Here is a 13,235-nt window from a genome sequence, read left to right as displayed (position 1 = left end):
TGGCCAGTTGCGCCACCGACTCCTCGGTCGGCTTGTCCGACACCAACTCCTCGACCGCGACCAGGTCGAAGTGATTGTCGTCGGCGGGCTCCAACCGGTGGGCGTTGGCCTCGGTCAGCGCCTGCCATGCCGGGTGGTCGACCAGGTCGTTGTCGGAATCGGTGCGCACGAACGCGACCAGGTCAGCCACCGTCTCGAAGGTGTAGAGGTCATCGTCGCGGCCCAGGAACGCCTCCCACTCGTCACCGGCGTCGCGCCAGCGCGGCGCCCACACGGTATAGCGGTCGCCGTCGGTCAGGCTCAAGCGAATAGGCACGAGGTCAGCAGGCATGCGGCACACAATAGCGACGCGCTACCAGCCGGATCGGGTCAGGCACCCCAGATGCCGGTGATCGCCGGCGCTCGGGTCGCGTAGCCGAGCTTGGGCAGACCGTACATCTGCTCGAGAGTGGACAACACGTTGTAGTGGCTGATCGGCTGGTCGTAGATGCCGGGGCGGACACCCGCGCCGTAGATCACCGTCGGAATCTGGTTGCGGGCGGTGTTGTCGTCCTCGTCCCAGGTCAGGATCAGCAGGCTGTTGTTGGCCCGCGCCCACGACGCGTACTGCGACAGGTTCTGATACAGCCATCGGTCGCCCTGCGCGATCGACCCGTCGTGCATGTCGTTGTCCAGGTTGGGAATGACCATCGACACGGTCGGCAGGCCGGCATAATTCGACGGCGCTGGAAACAACGAAAAGGGTAGCGACCGGCTGGCGGGGATATTGGTGAAGCTGGCCCAGGGCACGTGCTTGCGCGCGTATTTGCCGGCCCGGCAATCCGCCGAACCCGGGGCGGGCAGGCTTTCGGCGAAGCCCGTGAACGTGTAGCCGGCCCCGAGGAGTTGCGAGCCGAGGTTGGGCTCGTTGCCGGCATCGACCGGGCAGACGTTGTCTTTGACCAAAGTGTTGCCGGCGAACAAAGCGTAGTAGTTGGGTTCGCTGGGATGCATCTCGGCGAAGGATTGCGACATCATGGCCCCGCCGGCAGCCAGCTGATTGATGAACGGGGCCGCCTTGTTGCCGATGATGTTGGACTGCGACCGGTTCTCCTCGACCACGATCACGACGTGAGCGGGGGTCGGGACCGCAGCCGCCGTCATGTCGACCGGCGAGCTGAACGGCCGTTGCGGAGGGGCTGGCCACGACATCACCGCGGTCGCGACGAGCAGCACACCGAAGAGGCTGACCGCTCGATTTCGCCTGCCATCACGACCTGGTCGGCGTTGCATGGCCGCAGTATAGGAGCGGTTCGGCCGCGTGCTGGGTACGCGCGCGTCTGTGTCGTTCGACGTCTTCCTGAGAAAAATTTGCGACTTTGCCGCATGTGGTGACACGCAGGCCCTACGATTCGGCCACGCCGCAGGTATCAGAGTGCCACCAGCGGAGGAGTGAGGTCTGTCGATGACTGTGACACGGACTCGTGTGCTGAGTGCGGTGGCTGCTGCGGGGTGCGCTACAGCACTGAGCATGACGCCGGCATTCCAGTCCGGGTATCGGGCATTGCTGGCCGAGGTCGGTCTGGTCTCCGACGACGGCTACATCATGGGCGGCACCGGAGATCCCACCCCAGACAGCGCTTACCTCAGCTCGGTCGAATCGCTGTACCTCAGCCAGGACAGCGCCTACACCTTCGAACCGCTGACCACTCCGGAGCAGTTCTGTCCGATCGTGTGCAGTTCCACCGAGCCGGATCTGGGTTTCGGTGAATCGCTCAATCAGGGTGTGGGCGACCTGAACAGCGTGATCGTCCCGGCGTTGCAGGGCGGCAACGACGTCGCGGTGCTGGGCTACTCGCAGAGCTCCACCCTCGCCACCATCGAGATGAACGACCTGCTGAACAACACGCCGGCCGGGGTAAACCTGAACGACCTGAGCGTCACGCTGCTCGGTGACCCCAACAGTCCGATCGGCGGCATGCTGGATCGCTTCGGATTCCCCGACGGCGTGAGCGACTTCAGCTTGACCCCTGAACCCCAACACGTTCCGTTCCTCGATATCCCGCTGAGCCTGGCCACTACCCCGACCACCGGGATCGCGACCGACATCTACACCGGCGAGTACGACGGCTGGGCCGACTTTCCCCAGGACCCGCTCAATCTCTTCGCCGACCTCAACGCCCTGATCGGCATCGGGACGGTGCACCCCTACTATCCGGATCCGACAGCCGGGGTGAACTTGGACACCCCCGCCACGATCGACCTCGGCACCATCGGCAACACCACCTTCTACGACATTCCCGCGCCGCTGCCGACGCTGGCGTTCATGTACGACGGCGGCCCGGCTGGACAGTTCTTCTACGATTTCTTTGCCCCGTTTGCGACCTTGGTCGACGACTGGGGCTACGGCAATCCCGGTGATCCGGGTGCTGGCATCGCCGTCGACGGGGTCGACCCGATCGGTGCTGCCGGTCCTTGGACGGTCGACGCGACCGGCCAACTGGTCGAATCCGGCGTCGCCGGGTTCATCCCGAAGATGGACCCGCTGCAGATGCTCGCCGGCATGGAATATGCTGCGGTGCAAACGTTCGTCGGTCCGGTCGACGACCTGCTGAGCGATGCCGGACAGGCGCCGCTGCCGCAATCGTTCGTCGACTCGCTGTTGTCGGGCTACGACTCGCTGAACAAGCTCGATGCGTCGCTGCTCACTGAGTGGACGTCCTTGACGGCAAGCATCCCGTCCTTGGCGCCAGATGCCATTTTCAGTGGCGAGCCGCTGGTCTCCGGGCAGCCGCTGATCGACCTGGTCGGCTACGGTTTCGACATCTTCAACTTTTTCGGCGCCTGACGCCGGGCCGGGTCCGGCTAAGGTCATTTCTCGTGGATGTGCACGTCGTTGATCACCCGCTGGCCGCGGCGCGGCTGACCATACTGCGCGACGAGCGCACCGGCGCCGCGGCATTTCGCGCTGCGTTGGGGGAGCTGACCACGATGTTGGTTTACGAAGCCACCCGCGACGCGCCCGGCCACACGGTTGTGGTGCGCACCCCACTGGCCGAGGCTGCGGGCACCCGGTTGGCCAAACCGCCTCTGCTGGTAGCGGTTCTGCGCGCCGGGCTGGGTATGGTCGGTGCGGCGCATGCGCTGTTACCGCAAGCGCGAGTGGGGTTTGTCGGTGTCGCCCGCGACGAGCAGACCGCGTTGCCCGCGCCATATGTGGAATCGCTGCCGGACGAGTTGCACGCCCAGCCGGTGCTGGTCCTGGACCCGATGCTGGCCACCGGCGGTTCGATGAGCCTCACCGTCGGGTTGCTGCAGCGCCGTGGCGCGGACGACATCACCGTGGCGTGTGTCGTGGCAGCACCGGAAGGCATTGCGGCGCTGGAGAAGACGGCGCCGCGGGCGCGGCTGTTCACTGCCGCCGTCGACGATGGTCTCAACGACCTCTCTTACATCGTGCCCGGCCTCGGCGACGCCGGTGACCGCCAATTCGGGCCGCGCTGAATCACCCGCCCGCGGGCTGCGTCACCAGCGGGTGACAGCGACGGCGACCTCGTCGCGCAACGCATCGGCGTGGCCTCGGTCGCCAGCGCGCACCTCGATGTAGAACTTGACCTTCGGCTCGGTTCCCGACGGTCGGACGACGACGCGGGCGCTCGTATCGGCATCACCGCCGGTGAAAATAAGCGCGTCAGTTCTCGGCCTCAGATCCGTTGCGGTGAAACCGAAACCGGTGATGTCACCGGGCGCTATGGCGCGCAGTCGGCGCATCATCGCAGCGGCCGCATCGGCGTCGGCGACCGGCCGGGACACGGCCGCACCGCTGTGCACCCCGAAGCGGCGGGCCAAATCCTCGAGCGCATCGAGTAGCGAACGCTGCGACTGCTTGAGCGTTGCGACCACATCGCCGACCAACACTGCGGCGCTGATGCCGTCCTTGTCCCGCACCGCTGCGGGGTCGACGCAGTATCCGATGGCTTCCTCGTAGGCGTACACCAGCGTGCGCCCCGGCAGTCCGGCATCGGCGCGGGCCAGCCATTTGAAACCGGTCAGCGTCTCGACGTGTTGTGCACCCCAGTGCGCGGCTATCGCCGTGAGCATCCGCGACGACACCACGGTGCTGGCGACCACACTCGTGGCCGCGTCGGTCTGCGACAAGATGTAATCGCCAAGTAGCCAGCCGGTTTCGTCGCCAGTAAGCATCCGCCAGCCAGTCGGCGTGGGTACGCCGACAGCGCACCGGTCCGCGTCGGGATCGAGCGCAATGGCGACGTCGGCGCCGACCTGCGCGGCAAGTGCGAGCAGTGCGTCGGTGGCACCCGGTTCTTCGGGATTGGGAAACTTCACGGTGGGGAAATCGGGGTCGGGAGCGAATTGACTGGCGACGACGTGCACGTCGGTGAAGCCGGCCCGACGAAGCGTTTCGACGGCCACGTCGCCGCCGACACCGTGCAGTGGGGTGAGCGCCAACCGAATCGGGCCCGCGGTCGAGCGCCGCACCCCCGCGGCTCGTTCTATGTACTGCTCGACCAGTGTCGAATCGGCGGGTTCGACCGTGGATCTGGCAATTGCATCAGCGAATGGTGCTGCCGCCATTAATGTTTCGATTTCGCGGTCGGTGGGGGAGATGATCTGGATGCCGCCGTCCAGGTACACCTTGTAGCCGTTGTCGGCGGGTGGATTGTGCGACGCGGTGATCTGGATGCCGGCCGCCGCGCCGGTGTGCCGCACGGCAAAGGCCAGCACTGGCGTCGGTGCCGGATGTGGCAGCAGTGTGACTGAAAAGCCTTGAGCAGCAAATACTTCAGCGGTTGCAGTGGCGAAGGCGGCCGACCCGTGCCGGGCGTCGCGACCCACGATCACGGTCGATCCGGCCAGCCCGCGCCTCCGTAGGACGGTCGCCACCGCCCAGCTGGCGCGCAACACCACGGCCAGGTTCATCGCGTCCGGGCCACCGCGCACCGGGCCGCGCAGTCCTGCGGTGCCGAACGACAGCGGCCGGGAAAACCGCGTCGTCAATTCGGCTCGGGAGCAGCGGGCGAGTTCGGCGGCCGTCGCTGGATCGGGGTCATGCGCGATCCACTCGGCGGGTGTCACGGGAGTGCCGTCACAGCCGTGCGACCACGTCGGCCAGCAGCGAACCCATCCGGGCCGCCGACGCGGCACCTGTCTGCAGCACCTCGACGTGACTGAGCGGCTCGCCGGTGATCCCCGCCGCCATGTTGGTGACCAGCGAGACGCCGAGCACCTCGGCGCCGGCAGCCCGCGCCGCGATCGTTTCGTGCACGGTGGACATGCCGACCAGGTCGGCGCCGATCGTGCGCAACATCCGGATCTCGGCCGGCGTCTCGAAATGCGGGCCGGGCAGCCCGGCGTACACGCCCTCGGCCAATCCGGGGTCGACCTCGCGGGCCAGCGTCCGCAGCCGCAGGGCGTAGGCGTCGACCATGTCCACGAATTGGGCACCGACCAATGGTGACCGCGCGGTCTGGTTCAGGTGGTCGCTGATCAACACCGGGCATCCGACAGCGAAGTCCTCGCGGACCGCGCCCGCGGCGTTGGTGAGCACGACGACGCGGGCACCCGCCGCGCACGCGGTACGCACCGGATGGACGACGTGCGCCAGGTCGTGGCCTTCGTAGGCATGCACCCGGCCGGCCAGCACGAGCACGCGGTGTCCACCGATGGCCAGTGAGAGCACCTGGCCGGTGTGGCCGGCCGCCGACGGCGGGGCGAATCCGGGCACGTCAGCCATCGCCAGTGTGGTCGTCGGATCACCCAGGGCGGCCACGGCCGGCGCCCAGCCGGAACCCAGCACGATCGCCACGTCGTGTTCGCCGATGCCGGTCTGGTCGGCGATGAACTTCGCTGCGGTGTCTGCGAGCACAGTCGCAGCCTAATCTGCGCCGCGCCGGCTGAGTTGGTCCAGCACGCGCAGGAAGACGTCGCCGCTAGTCGTTGTGCCCACCGCCAACCGGCGGTGAGATACTGCGACCATGGTTGCAACCCCGGCGCTGGATCGCGTCGACGACACGGTACGGCGTCGCGGCGGCGACCTCGTCGAGCTGTCGCACGCTATCCACGCCGAGCCGGAGTTGGCCTTCGCCGAGCACCGCAGTTGCGCGAAAGCGCAAACCCTGGTGGCCGAGCGTGGTTTCGCGATCACCGCGGCGGCGGGCGGTTTGGACACCGCGTTTCGCGCCGACTACGGCAGCGGTCCGCTGACCGTCGGCATCTGCGCCGAATACGACGCGCTGCCCGAGATCGGCCATGCCTGCGGCCACAACATCATTGCCGCATCGGCGGTCGGCGCGGCGTTGGCACTCGCCGATGTCGCCGACGAACTGGGTCTGCGGGTGTCCCTGCTGGGAACCCCCGCCGAAGAATTCGGCGGCGGAAAAGTGTTGCTGCTCAACGCCGGAGTGTTCGATGATCTGGCGGTCTCGGTGATGGTGCATCCGGGTCCGGTGGATATCGCGGCCGCCCGCTCGCTGACACTGTCAGCCATCCGAGTGGTCTACCGCGGCAAGGAATCTCACGCATCGGCCGCCCCGTTCCTGGGTATCAACGCGGCCGACGCGGTGACCGTCGCGCAGGTGGCGATCGGGTTGCTGCGCCAGCAGCTGGCGCCGGGTCAGCAGATGCACGGCATCGTCACCCGGGGTGGTCAGGTAGCCAACGTGATTCCCGCGCACACCGAGTTGCAGTACACGATTCGCGCGACCGATGCGTCGTCGCTGGCCGACCTGGAAGCCAAAGTGGGCGACTGCTTTCTGGCCGGCGCGGTGGCCACCGGCTGTGACTTTGACGTCGAGCACACCGAGCCGATGTATGACGCGCTCAACCCCGATCCGTGGCTGGCCGAAACGGTCCGCGCGGAGATGAGCCGGCTGGGCCGCTCACCGCTCGCGGCGGAGTATGAGGCGGCGCTGCCGCTGGGTAGTACCGACATGGGCAACGTCACCCAGGTGATGCCCGGCATCCACCCGATGGTCGGAGTCGACGCCGGTGGTGCGTCGTTGCATCAGCCCGAGTTCACCGCGGCCGCTGCCGGCCCGTCCGCCGACAAGGCGGTCGTCGATGGCGCAATCATGTTGGCGCGCATAGTTGTTCAGCTCGCAGAGTCACCAGAGCAACGCGACCGGGTGCTGGCGGCGCTGGCGGCGCGGGCGGCATCATGAGCCTCCACCACCTCGCCGCTTCCTGGCTGGCCGCCCACAACGACGACCTCGTCGGCTGGCGCCGCCACATTCACCGCTATCCGGAGTTGGGTCGCCAGGAATTCGCGACCACGCAGTTCGTCGCCGAACGGCTGGTCGAGGCGGGGCTCAACCCCAAGGTGCTGCCCGGTGGCACCGGCCTGACATGCGATCTTGGCCCCGACGGGGAGCCGTGCGTCGCACTACGCGCCGACATGGACGCGCTGCCGATGGCCGAGCGGACCGGGGCTGCTTACACCTCGACGATGCCCAACGCCGCGCACGCCTGCGGCCACGACGGGCACACCGCGATCCTGCTGGGGACCGCGCTGGCTCTGGCGGGAGCGCCGGAATTGCCGATCGGCGTCCGGTTGGTCTTTCAGCCCGCCGAGGAGTTGATGCCCGGCGGCGCGCTCGACACCATCGCCGCGGGCGCGATGTCGGGCGTCAGCCGGATCTTCGCGCTGCACTGCGACCCCCGACTGGCGGTCGGCAAGATTGCGGTGAAGCCGGGGCCGATCACGTCGGCAGCCGACATGATCGAGATCACGCTGACGTCGGCGGGCGGGCACACCTCGCGGCCGCACCTGACCGGCGATCTGGTCTACGGCCTGGGCACGCTGATCACCGGACTACCCGGTGTGCTGTCGCGTCGCATCGATCCGCGCAACAGCACCGTGATGGTGTGGGGCGCCGTCAATGCCGGCGTGGTGGCCAACGCGATCCCGCAGGTGGGCACGCTGGCCGGCACGGTCCGCACCGCCAGCCGCGAGACCTGGCTGGGGATGGAAGACATCGTCCGGGAGACGGTGACGGCGTTGCTGGCGCCACTGGGCATCGAGCACACCCTGCAGTACAACCGCGGTGTTCCACCGGTGGTCAACGAGGAGGTGTCGACCCGCATCATCACGCACGCCATCGAGGCGATCGGGCCCGATGCGCTGGCCGACACCCAACAATCCGGCGGCGGCGAAGATTTCTCCTGGTATCTCGAGGAAGTGCCGGGCGCGATGGCCCGCCTCGGCGTCTGGTCGGGTCACGGCCCGCAATCGGACCTGCACCAGCCGAACTTCGACCTCGACGAGCGCGCTCTGGGCATCGGGGTGCGGCTGATGGTCAACATCGTCGAGCAGGCCGCCGCCATCTGAACGCGAGTGTGCGTGTCTGCACGCCGACACGCCGCAGCCGCGGTACAGCCACGCACACTCGCCGGGCGCGCACGGAAATCCGCCCTGTGCACAGAGGCGGCTTTGTCCACACACCAGCCCCCGGCAGCCCCACATTCGCGGCGCAGCTTGGGTCACACGGCGACGATGGTGGACGTGAAAGACGGACTGGGTCGGCTGCTCGACGAGCAGGGCGGGGTGGTCACTTCTGCGCAGGCGTTGACCTTCCTGACTCGCCGCGGCTTGCAAGCACAGCTGGAAAGCGGTGGACTGCACAAGGTTTGGTATGGCATCTATGGCCGTGGGGACGCCGTTGACGTCCGCTTGCGGTTGCGGGGCCTGGACCTGGCAACTGGCACGAGTGTCGCCGCATGTCTGGGTACCGCCGCCGCGGCGTACGGATTCGACACCGAGCGTGGCGACGATCTGCACGTCCTCAATCCACGCGGCGGCCAGCTTCGATCCGCGGACGGGCTGGTCGTGCACCGGCGTAGCGGTGCACCACTGACCGTGTTGGCTGACCGGCCTCTCACCACGCCCGCATGGACGGCGATTGAGGTGGCCCGCGCGCTGAGCCGACCGCGGGCCCTGGCCACGCTGGACGCAGCCCTGCGTAGCGGTACGTGCAGCCGTGGCGAACTGTTGAATGCGGCCGGGCAGCAGTCCGGTCGGCGCGGCATCGTCGTCGTTCGTGAGCTCCTCGCACTGGCTGCTGCTGAGGCGGAGTCGCCGATGGAAAGCGAGGCGCGACTGGTCATGATCGATGGTGGTCTGCCGACACCGACACTCCAATACGAAGTGGTCGATATGACCGGTCGCACCTGGAGGCTGGACTTCGCCTGGCCCGAGTGTCGCGTAGCGGTCGAGTATGACGGGGTGGCCTGGCACAGCGGCGCCGAGTCGTTCTTTCGCGATCGCCGACGCACTGCGGCATTGCAGGATGTGGGATGGGTGGTCGTCGTGATCGTCGCAGAGGATGTCCGACGTCGACCGTGGGAACTCCTCCGCCGTATCGAGGCCCAGTTGAAACGCGCCCGAGCCGCGTAAGCCGGCCTCGAGCGTGCGCAGAATGCCGTCGTAGCCGGCGTGTCGCTGTGCAAACGCGCACCCTCGCGGCTAGTTGGCTAGTTGGCTAGTTGGCTAGTTGGCTAGTTGGCTAGTTGGCTAGTTGGCGGACGGCGCGGTAGGGACGGCTACCCGCCGTGCCCTGGGCCGACGTTGCGGGCCGGCCAGGTGCGGATCTTGTGGACGTATTCGCCCGGCGCGCCAGCGATTTCGGCAGCGTCGGCCATCACGCCGATGTAGCGCGCCGACGGCACACCACCTTCCCACGCGTCCACCACGTACAGCCACGCCAGCACCGGGTCGGTGTCGGTGTCGGACGCCACGCGTTCCACCCGGCAGCGGATCTTTTTGTGTACGCCGAGTTCGGAACCCTCCCAGCGGTCGAGGTTGCTCTCGTCGGCCGGTGTCATGTCGTAGAGCACGACGAACACCTTCGACGTCGGATCCTCCACGACCGTGGCCAGCGCACCTTCCCAGCCGATGTCCTCGCCGCCGAACGTCAGTCGCCAGCCATGCAGCCAGCCGGTTCCGGCCATCGGCGAGTGGGGTGCACGCTGCCGCATCTGGTCGGGATGCATGTTCGAGCCGTAAGCGGCGTAGATCGGCACGGGGAAATCTTAGACGGCGGGCGCTGACGCGGCGCAGATCCGCCACGTTCGTTAGGTTGGGGCCGTGGCAACCCGCATTGTGATCATCGGTGGAGGACCGGCCGGTTACGAGGCGGCGCTGGTCGCGGCAGCGCGCAACGCCCACGTCACCGTCATCGACTCCGACGGCATCGGGGGCGCGGCGGTGCTCTTCGACGTCGTGCCGTCGAAAACCTTCATCGCATCCACCGGCGTGCGCACCGAGCTGCGCCGCGGGCCCCATCTGGGCTTCGACATCGACATCGAAGCCGCCAAGATCTCGCTGCCCGAGATCCACCAGCGCGTCAAGCGGCTGGCCGCCGACCAATCAGCGGACATCAAAGCGCAGCTGCTCAGCGCAGGGGTCGACGTGGTCGCAGGCACGGGCCAGCTGGTCGACACCACCCCGGGTCTGGCGACCCACCGCGTGCAAGCCACCGCGCCCGACGGCACCACCAGCACCTACGACGCCGACGTCGTCCTGATCGCGACCGGTGCCAGCCCCCGCGAGCTGCCGACCGCACGGCCCGACGGCGAGCGCATCCTGACGTGGCGTCAGCTCTACGACCTGGACGCGCTGCCCGAACACCTCGTCGTGGTCGGTTCCGGCGTCACGGGCGCAGAATTCGTGCACGCCTATACCGAGCTGGGTGTCGACGTGACCGTGGTCGCCAGCCGCGACCAGATCCTGCCCTACGAGGACGCCGATGCGGCCGAAGTGCTGGAGCGGATCTTCGCCGAGCGTGGCGTCAAGCTGGTCAAGAATGCCCGGGCCGACTCGGTGACCCGTACCGACGCCGGGGTGCTGGTGACCCTGGCCGACGGGCGGACCGTCGAGGGCAGTCATGCGTTGATGACGATCGGCTCGGTGCCCAACACCGGCGGCTTGGGTCTGGACCGGGTCGGCATCGAACTCGCGCCGGGTAACTACCTGACCGTCGACCGGGTCTCCCGCACGTCGGTGTCCAACATCTACGCTGCCGGCGACTGCACCGGGCTGCTGCCGCTGGCCTCGGTCGCCGCGATGCAGGGCCGGATCGCGATGTGGCACGCGCTCGGTGAGGCCGTCACGCCGATCCGGCTGCGCACGGTCGCCGCCGCGGTGTTCACCCGGCCCGAACTCGCCGCGGTGGGCGTTCCGCAATCCGCCATCGACGACGGGTCCGTGCAGGCGCGCACGATCATGCTGCCGTTGCGCACCAATGCACGGGCGAAGATGTCGGGCCTGCGGCATGGCTTCGTCAAGCTTTTCTGCCGTCAGGCCTCCGGCGTGGTGATCGGCGGCGTGGTGGTGGCGCCGATCGCCTCGGAGCTGATCCTGCCGATCGCGATGGCTGTGCAGACCCGCCTCACGGTGAATCATTTGGCGCAGACACTGAGCGTGTACCCGTCGCTGTCGGGTTCGATCACGGAGGCGGCGCGACGCCTGATGGCCCACGATGACCTGGACTGACCGGCCCGGCCGGGTAGCCTTGGGACCAGCGACCTACTGGCGAGTAACCGACAGGAGGCTGGTGTCGTGAGCGACCCGACCCGCGTCCCGGCGAGCTTTTTGAACGCCGAACAACGCGCCTCGGCGTGGCAGCGCCTGGGCAGCGACCAATTCGACGTCGTGGTCATCGGCGGCGGCGTGGTGGGTTCGGGTGCCGCACTGGACGCCGCCACCCGTGGTCTGAAGGTTGCACTGGTGGAAGCCCGCGACATCGCTTCTGGCACGTCAAGCCGGTCGTCGAAGATGTTTCACGGTGGGCTGCGTTACCTCGAGCAACTGGAATTCGGTTTGGTGCGTGAGGCGCTCTACGAGCGTGAATTGTCGTTGACCACCCTGGCCCCGCATCTGGTCAAGCCGCTGCCGTTTCTCTACCCGCTGACCAAGCGGTGGTGGGAGCGCCCCTACGTGGCCTCGGGCATCATGCTCTACGACCAACTCGGTGGCGCGAAATCCGTTCCCGCGCAGAAGCATTTGAGTCGTGCCGGCGCATTGCGGTTATCCCCGGGCCTGAAGCGCAGTGCGCTGATCGGTGGTATCCGCTACTACGACACCGTCGTCGACGATGCCCGGCACACGCTGACCGTGGTGCGGACGGCCGCGCACTACGGCGCGGTGGTGCGGTCGTCGACACAGGTGGTGTCGTTGCTTCGGGAAGGCGACCGGGTCACCGGAGTGCGGGTCCGCGACTCCGAGGACGGCGCGGTGACCGAGGTGCGGGGCCACGTCGTGGTCAATGCGACGGGGGTCTGGACCGACGAGATTCAGGCATTGTCCAAGCAGCGCGGCCGATTTCGGGTGCGCGCATCCAAAGGTGTGCATATCGTCGTCCCGCGCGACCGGATCGTCAGCGACGCCGCGATCATCCTGCGCACCGAAAAGTCGGTGATGTTCGTCATCCCCTGGGGCAACCACTGGATCATCGGGACCACCGACACCGACTGGAATCTGGACCTCGCGCACCCGGCCGCCACCAAGGCCGACATCGACTACATCCTGGGCACCGTCAACACAGTCCTGGCCACTCCGTTGACGCACAACGACATCGACGGCGTGTACGCAGGCCTGCGGCCGTTGCTGGCGGGGGAGAGCGAGGAGACCTCCAAGCTGTCCCGCGAACATGCGGTAGCCGTGCCTGCGCCGGGTCTGATCGCCATCGCCGGCGGAAAGTACACCACCTATCGAGTGATGGGCGCCGACGCGATCGATGCTGCGGCGCAATATGTTCCGGCCAGAGTGGCGCCGTCGATCACCGAAAAGGTGCCGCTGCTGGGCGCCGACGGCTACTTCGCGCTGATCAACCAGACCGAACACGTCGGCGCGCTGGAAGGCCTGCACCCATACCGGGTGCGGCACCTGCTGGACCGTTACGGCTCGCTGATCAACGAAGTACTGGCGCTGGCCGCCGACCGCCGCGACCTGCTCGCCCCGATCGCCGCCGCCCCCGGCTACCTGCGGGTCGAGGCGGCCTACGCAGTGACCGCCGAGGGCGCGCTGCATCTCGAGGACATCTTGGCGCGCCGCACCCGCATCGCCATCGAGTACGCCCACCGTGGCGTCGACTGCGCCCGCGAGGTGGCGGACATCGTCGCCCCGATCCTGGGCTGGGCCGCGGACGACGTCGACCGCGAGGTGCAGACGTACACGGCCCGCGTCGAGGCCGAGGTGCTGTCGCAGGCGCAGCCCGACGACGCGTCGGCCGATGCGCTGC

At 67.8% G+C, this 13,235-nt stretch carries 11 protein-coding genes and 1 pseudogene; 7 read left to right on the top strand and 5 right to left on the bottom strand.

The window, feature by feature from the left end:
- Together AC2VOU_RS10315 and AC2VOU_RS10310 are read right to left on the bottom strand one after the other, a co-directional pair.
- Window positions 1-331 (bottom strand): annotated as a pseudogene (locus tag AC2VOU_RS10315) (primosomal protein); the annotation flags it as partial.
- Between the two features lie 38 nt (window positions 332-369).
- Window positions 370-1,272 (bottom strand): alkaline phosphatase family protein, encoded by a 903-nt coding sequence (locus AC2VOU_RS10310; protein ID WP_486957293.1) that lies wholly within the window; start codon window positions 1,270-1,272, stop codon window positions 370-372.
- A gap of 238 nt (window positions 1,273-1,510) precedes the next feature.
- Here AC2VOU_RS10310 and AC2VOU_RS10305 point away from each other — a divergent pair, with 238 nt between their 5' ends.
- On the top strand, window positions 1,511-2,827 hold the full coding sequence (locus tag AC2VOU_RS10305; RefSeq protein WP_486957292.1) for a PE-PPE domain-containing protein: 1,317 nt from the start codon (window positions 1,511-1,513) through the stop codon (window positions 2,825-2,827).
- 32 nt (window positions 2,828-2,859) lie between these two features.
- A complete protein-coding gene (gene upp / locus AC2VOU_RS10300) occupies window positions 2,860-3,483 on the top strand; it encodes a uracil phosphoribosyltransferase (RefSeq protein WP_486957291.1) in 624 nt (207 codons plus the stop codon).
- 21 nt (window positions 3,484-3,504) lie between these two features.
- On the opposite strand, the gene AC2VOU_RS10295 is transcribed toward upp, so the two are convergent.
- Together AC2VOU_RS10295 and AC2VOU_RS10290 are read right to left on the bottom strand one after the other, a co-directional pair.
- Window positions 3,505-5,076, bottom strand: a complete 1,572-nt coding sequence (locus AC2VOU_RS10295; protein WP_486957290.1) for a phospho-sugar mutase — start codon at window positions 5,074-5,076, stop codon at window positions 3,505-3,507.
- Between the two features lie 10 nt (window positions 5,077-5,086).
- Entirely contained in the window at window positions 5,087-5,866 is a 780-nt protein-coding gene (locus AC2VOU_RS10290; protein ID WP_486957289.1) for a purine-nucleoside phosphorylase, read from the bottom strand.
- Between the two features lie 109 nt (window positions 5,867-5,975).
- On the opposite strand from AC2VOU_RS10290, the gene AC2VOU_RS10285 reads away from it, so the two are divergent.
- From AC2VOU_RS10285 to AC2VOU_RS10275, 3 genes are all read left to right on the top strand, one after another.
- The gene (locus tag AC2VOU_RS10285) at window positions 5,976-7,160 is read left to right on the top strand and encodes a M20 family metallopeptidase (protein ID WP_486957288.1); all 1,185 of its coding nucleotides are present in this window, start codon (window positions 5,976-5,978) and stop codon (window positions 7,158-7,160) included.
- Window positions 7,157-8,326: a M20 family metallopeptidase gene (locus AC2VOU_RS10280; RefSeq protein ID WP_486957287.1), complete on the top strand. Its 1,170-nt coding sequence runs from the start codon at window positions 7,157-7,159 to the stop codon at window positions 8,324-8,326. The genes AC2VOU_RS10285 and AC2VOU_RS10280 overlap by 4 nt, the downstream gene beginning before the upstream one ends.
- Before the next feature lie 165 nt (window positions 8,327-8,491).
- Window positions 8,492-9,391: a DUF559 domain-containing protein gene (locus AC2VOU_RS10275; RefSeq protein WP_486957286.1), complete on the top strand. Its 900-nt coding sequence runs from the start codon at window positions 8,492-8,494 to the stop codon at window positions 9,389-9,391.
- Between the two features lie 146 nt (window positions 9,392-9,537).
- Here AC2VOU_RS10275 and AC2VOU_RS10270 read toward each other — a convergent pair whose 3' ends face one another.
- Window positions 9,538-10,017: a gamma-glutamylcyclotransferase family protein gene (locus AC2VOU_RS10270; protein WP_486957285.1), complete on the bottom strand. Its 480-nt coding sequence runs from the start codon at window positions 10,015-10,017 to the stop codon at window positions 9,538-9,540.
- Window positions 10,018-10,081: 64 nt separating this feature from the next.
- Here AC2VOU_RS10270 and AC2VOU_RS10265 point away from each other — a divergent pair, with 64 nt between their 5' ends.
- Both AC2VOU_RS10265 and AC2VOU_RS10260 read left to right on the top strand, forming a co-directional pair.
- Window positions 10,082-11,488 carry an NAD(P)H-quinone dehydrogenase gene (locus tag AC2VOU_RS10265; RefSeq protein WP_486957284.1) on the top strand — a complete coding sequence of 469 codons (1,407 nt, stop codon included), beginning with the start codon at window positions 10,082-10,084 and terminating at the stop codon, window positions 11,486-11,488.
- Window positions 11,489-11,554: 66 nt separating this feature from the next.
- The coding region (locus tag AC2VOU_RS10260) for a glycerol-3-phosphate dehydrogenase/oxidase (protein ID WP_486957283.1) at window positions 11,555-13,235 on the top strand (1,681 nt) is incomplete at its 3' end.

Source organism: Mycobacterium sp. TH-M25, assembly GCF_057473665.1.
This window is presented reverse-complemented; position numbering and strand designations above follow the sequence as displayed.

Excerpts from the sequence above, each read along its gene's own strand:
- AC2VOU_RS10310 (WP_486957293.1), bottom strand. The coding sequence starts at position 1,272 with ATGCAACGCCGACCAGGTCGTGATGGCAGGCGAAATCGAGCGGTCAGC.
- AC2VOU_RS10305 (WP_486957292.1), top strand. The coding sequence starts at position 1,511 with ATGACGCCGGCATTCCAGTCCGGGTATCGGGCATTGCTGGCCGAGGTC.
- AC2VOU_RS10285 (WP_486957288.1), top strand. The coding sequence starts at position 5,976 with ATGGTTGCAACCCCGGCGCTGGATCGCGTCGACGACACGGTACGGCGT.
- AC2VOU_RS10280 (WP_486957287.1), top strand. The coding sequence starts at position 7,157 with ATGAGCCTCCACCACCTCGCCGCTTCCTGGCTGGCCGCCCACAACGAC.
- AC2VOU_RS10275 (WP_486957286.1), top strand. The coding sequence starts at position 8,492 with ATGGTGGACGTGAAAGACGGACTGGGTCGGCTGCTCGACGAGCAGGGC.